Source organism: Blastococcus sp. CCUG 61487, assembly GCF_005222955.1.
GTDB lineage: Bacteria > Actinomycetota > Actinomycetes > Mycobacteriales > Geodermatophilaceae > Blastococcus.
Genome location: NZ_LWUA01000011.1, coordinates 1 through 4,348 on the forward strand (window position 1 = coordinate 1; position 4,348 = coordinate 4,348).

The 4,348-nt window shown below is 75.8% G+C and carries 6 protein-coding genes; 5 read left to right on the top strand and 1 reads right to left on the bottom strand.

Annotation, left to right across the window (positions count from 1 at the left end):
- Positions 1–309, bottom strand: a 309-nt coding sequence (locus A6V29_RS21410) for a hypothetical protein (RefSeq protein WP_249932903.1), incomplete at its 3' end; no start/stop codon positions are given.
- Positions 310–328: 19 nt separating this feature from the next.
- On the opposite strand from A6V29_RS21410, the gene A6V29_RS00935 reads away from it, so the two are divergent.
- The 5 genes from A6V29_RS00935 (at position 329) to A6V29_RS00955 (ending at position 4,335) form a co-directional block, all read left to right on the top strand.
- Positions 329–1,081 (top strand): MFS transporter, encoded by a 753-nt coding sequence (locus A6V29_RS00935; protein ID WP_249932904.1) that lies wholly within the window; start codon positions 329–331, stop codon positions 1,079–1,081.
- Positions 1,082–1,174: 93 nt separating this feature from the next.
- Positions 1,175–1,954, top strand: coding sequence for an MBL fold metallo-hydrolase (locus A6V29_RS00940; RefSeq protein WP_137158540.1), 780 nt, complete (start codon positions 1,175–1,177; stop codon positions 1,952–1,954).
- Positions 1,951–2,370 carry a Zn-ribbon domain-containing OB-fold protein gene (locus A6V29_RS00945; protein WP_137158541.1) on the top strand — a complete coding sequence of 140 codons (420 nt, stop codon included), beginning with the start codon at positions 1,951–1,953 and terminating at the stop codon, positions 2,368–2,370. The genes A6V29_RS00940 and A6V29_RS00945 overlap by 4 nt, the downstream gene beginning before the upstream one ends.
- Entirely contained in the window at positions 2,367–3,521 is a 1,155-nt protein-coding gene (locus tag A6V29_RS00950) for a thiolase C-terminal domain-containing protein (RefSeq protein ID WP_137158542.1), read from the top strand. Before A6V29_RS00945 ends, A6V29_RS00950 begins: the two co-directional genes overlap by 4 nt.
- Positions 3,522–3,612: 91 nt before the next feature.
- Positions 3,613–4,335, top strand: a complete 723-nt coding sequence (locus tag A6V29_RS00955; protein WP_137158543.1) for a TetR/AcrR family transcriptional regulator — start codon at positions 3,613–3,615, stop codon at positions 4,333–4,335.
- The last annotated feature ends 13 nt before the right edge of the window (positions 4,336–4,348 follow it).

Below are 4,348 nucleotides of genomic sequence, written 5' to 3' on the forward strand. Positions count from 1 at the left end.
CGGGCCGCGTTCGGGCTGTCCGCGGGCGTCGCGGGCGTGGTCGCCGCGGGCAGCTACGCCGGCTACTGCCTGGCGGCCCTGCTGGGCGGGCGGCTGGTGGGGCGGGGTTCCGCGCGCGCCGTGCTGTGGGCCGCCGGGGGGAGCGCGGCGCTGGGCTGCCTGCTGGTCGCGGCCGCGTGGGGCGGCCCCGTCCTCGCCGCCGGCGTCCTGGTCGCGGGCAGCGGCGCCGGAGCGGCGACCCCCGCCCTCGTCGCCGCCGTCCGCGGGTCCGTCCCGGCGCCGGACGAGCCGCGCGCAGGGCGTGGTCAACAGCGGCACCGGAGCGGGCGTGGTGGTCGGGGGGCTGCTCGTCCTGACCGTCCCGGAGGCCTGGCGGTGGTGCTGGGCGGGGTTCGCCCTGGCGGCGCTGCTGACCATGTGGTGGGCCGATCGGAGCGCCCGGTGGCCGTCGGCCGCGCCGCTCGCGCTCGGCCGACCCGTCGGCCCTCGGCGGCTCCGCGCCCTGTGCCGGCCCCTGGTCGCCGCGGTGGTGGCGGGCGCCGGCTGCGCCGGTGTGTGGACCTTCGGCCGCGACCTGCTGGCCGTCGAGGGCGGGGTGCCGACCCGCGTCACCGGGCTGCTGTGGTGCGTGCTCGGTGGCGCCGGGCTCCTCGGCGGCATCAGCGGCGTGCTGGTCGGCCGGATCGGGCTGCGCGCCGCGTGGGGTGCCACCGTCGTCGTCGCGGCCGCCGGTACGGCCGGTCTGGCGGTGGCCCCGGACGACGCGCGGGTCGCGGCGGTGGGGCTGGCCTGCTTCGGCGCCGCGTTCGTGGCGCTCAGCGGGGTGCTGATCGCGTGGGGTGCGCACCGGGAGCCGGACTCGGCCCCGGCGGCGGCCGCCACCCTGTTCATCGGGTTCACCGTCGGCCAGGCGGCCGGCTCGGTGCTGCTCGGCTCGCTCGCCGGCTGGGTGGGGATGCCGGGTGCCTTCGCCGTGGCCGCCGGGGTGCTCCTGGCCTCCGGAGCGGCGGCCGAACCGCGGACCGCGGGCGCCCACCGGGGTCCGGGGGAGCGCCCGGGGGTGCCGGCGCCCATGGTCTAGGGTGTCTCGAATTCTAGAACCGCGATCTAGTAGGAGGCGCTCGTCGTGTGGACCCGGGACTCCGCACCCCCGAGCCCTGGTGAGCCCCTGCCCATGACCGCGCGCGCCACCCTCGTGCTGGCCCCCAACGCCAACGCGTGGACCTTCGAGGGCACCAACACCTGGCTGCTCGCCGAACCCGGCGACGCGCAGTGCGCGGTGGTCGACCCCGGTCCCGACGACGACGCGCACCTCGCCGCGATCCTGGCCGCGGCCGGCGACCGCGCGATCACCGCCGTGCTGGTCACCCACGCCCACTCCGACCACGCCGAGCTGGCTCCGCGGCTGGCCGAGGTGACCGGCGCAGCCCTCCGGGCGGCTCACCCCCGACTCACCGCCGAGCCGTTGCAGGACGACGACGAGATCCGCGTGGGCGCGCTGACAGTCCGCGTCCTCTACACGCCGGGGCACACCGGTGACTCGGTGTGCTTCCGGCTCCCGGCCGAGAACAGCGTGCTGACCGGCGACACCGTGCTCGGCGGCGGGTCACCCATCGTCAAGCCCGGCCGGCTCGGCCAGTTCTTCGACAGCCTCGACCGGCTCAGCGAGGTCCTCGCCGCCCCCGGGTCGACGATCCTGCCCGGGCACGGGCCGGCGCTGCCGGATCCGCTCGCCCAGATCGAGCGCCGGCGCCAGGCGCGGCTGCGCCGCATCGACCAGGTGGTCGGGGCGCTGGCCGCGGGGATCGACGACCGCGAGGCGCTGGTCGACCACCTCTACCCCGACCTCCACCCGGACCTGCGGGACGCCGCGCGCGTCTCCGTGGACGCCGTGCTCGCGCACGTCCGGACCGATCCCGACCCCCTTCCGACCCGAGGAGAGCCCCGCCGGTGACGTCACCCCCGAAGCCCGCACCCGTACCGACCCCGGAGACCCAGCCGTTCTGGGACGGCTGCGCCGCCGGCGAGCTGCGCATCCAGCGGTGCACCTCCTGCGGCGAGCACGTGTTCTACCCGCGGCCGGCGTGCCCGCACTGCCACTCGACCGACCTCGAGTGGGTCACCAGCGACGGCACCGCGACGCTGCACTCCTACGTCATCAGCCACCGCCCCGCGCCCGGCTTCGCCGGGGAGACGCCCTACGTGATCGCGATCGTGGAGCTGCCCGAGGGCGTGCGCATGATGACCAACCTCGTGGAGGTCGAGCCCGACCCGGAGAAGCTGCCCCTGGACATGCCGCTGCGCGTGGTCTTCGAGCCGCGCGGCGACGTCCACCTGCCGCTGTTCGCACCTGCCGGGAGTGCCGCATGAGCGCCAAGGACGACATCGTCATCATCGGGGCCGCCGAGACCGACCAGCTCGGCAAGCTGCCCCACCTGTCGACGCTGAGCCTGCACCTCGAGGGCGCCCGCAACGCGCTCGCCGACGCCGGCATGACGCCGGCCGACATCGACGGCATCGCCACCGTGCAGACGCCGGGCCCGGTCGCCATCGGGCACGCCCTCGGCATCGAGGCCGGGTGGCTCGACGGCACCGGCGTGGGCGGCACGTCGTTCCTGTTCCACGTCCGGCACGCCGCCGGCGCCATCCGCGCCGGCCTGGCCGAGACGGTTCTCATCACGCACGGCGAGTCCGGCCGGTCGCGGGTGGACGCCCCCGCCTGGGGCCGCAGCCCGCAGTCGCTGCAGGGACAGTTCGAGGCGCCCTACGGCGTCTTCGGACCGCCGACGTCGTTCACGCTCTCGGCGCTGCGGTTCATGCACGAGACCGGCACGACGCTCGAGCAGCTGGCGGAGGTCGCCGTCGCCCAGCGCCGGTGGGCGAACCAGAACCCGCGGGCGCTCATGCAGGACCTGGTCACCGTGGACGACGTCCTGGCCTCGAAGATGATCGCCTGGCCGTTCACCCTGCTCATGTGCTGCCTGGTCACCGACGGCGGTGGCGCGCTCGTGGTCACCACCCGCGAGAAGGCGGAGGCCCGCGGGTACGACAAGCCCCTCGTGCACCTGCTGGGCGCCGGTGAGGCGGCCGACTCGCCGATGATCAGCCAGATGCCCGACCTCACCTCGTTCGGTGCCTTCAAGCGCTCGAGCGCGGCGGCGTTCGCCGAGGCCGGCATCAGCCACGCCGACGTCGACCACCTGATGATCTACGACGCCTTCGCGCACGTGCCGCTCTACGGCCTCGAGGACGCCGGCTTCGTCGGCCGCGGCGAGGCCGGCGCGTTCGTCGCCGAGGGACACACGTCGCCGGGCGGCCGGCTGCCGCTGAACACCAACGGCGGCGGGATGTCCTACACCCACACCGGGATGTACGGCATGTTCGCCATCCAGGAGGCCGTGCGCCAGGTGCGGGGCGAGGCGGCCGCCCAGGTCGAGGGCGTGGAGCGCAGCGTCGTCCTCGGCAACGGCGGCATGTTCATGGCGGGCGCGACCCTCGTGCTGGGGAACTCGCCGCGCTGACCCCGGGCGTGTCGATCATCGTCGGATGGTGGCCCGCCCTACCGGTCGGGGACGCCGGACGACGATGATCGACACGGAGGGAGGAGCCCAGATGCCACGCGAGGCCGGCGCCGCCCCCGGGCGCAGCGCCTGGAAGTGGAGCCGCACCGGCGAGACCCGCCGGGTGCTGCTCGACGCCGCCCGCGAGGTGTTCGCCGAGCGCGGGTTCGCCGAGTCCAGCGTGGCCGACGTCGTCGAGCGCGCCGGGTCCAGCGTGGGCAGCCTCTACCACCACTTCGGCGGCAAGAGCGAGCTGTTCCTCGCGCTCTGGGAGGACTGGCAGAGCAGCCAGGAGCAGCGCGCGGCCGAGGGGGTCGCCGCCGCCCGCCGGGCGGGGGAGGAGCGGCCGCTGGCGCTGTTCGTCGCCGGCGCCCGCGGCTTCCTCCGCGGCTCCTGGGAGGGCCGGGCCCTCGGCAGCCTGTTCGTCGACAAGGACGGGCCGCCGGGCTTCGAGCTCATGCGGCGCACCCGGGGGCACCAGTGGCTGCGGCAGAACTCCCTGCTGCTCCAGGCGCCCGACGACGCGATCGGCCGCGTCACCGTCTCGGTGCTGACCACCGTCATCGGCGAGGCGGGCCGCGAGGTCATGGCCAGCCGCACCCGACGCGAGGCCGAATCCATCGTCGACGCGGCGGTGGAGATGATCGAGCGGCTCGGCGTCCTGGCCGAGACCGCCGAGCAGTACGCGGGCGACGCCGGCCCGGAGGAGGCTGTCCTCCGGGCCGGCGAGGCCTCGTCGGGGCCGGACGCCGGGCCGGCCGTCGCCGGCGCCTGACAGTGAGGATGTA

Coding starts and splice junctions, on each gene's coding strand:
- A6V29_RS00955 (WP_137158543.1), top strand. CDS start 3,613: ATGCCACGCGAGGCCGGCGCCGCCCCCGGGCGCAGCGCCTGGAAGTGG.
- A6V29_RS00940 (WP_137158540.1), top strand. CDS start 1,175: ATGACCGCGCGCGCCACCCTCGTGCTGGCCCCCAACGCCAACGCGTGG.
- A6V29_RS00950 (WP_137158542.1), top strand. CDS start 2,367: ATGAGCGCCAAGGACGACATCGTCATCATCGGGGCCGCCGAGACCGAC.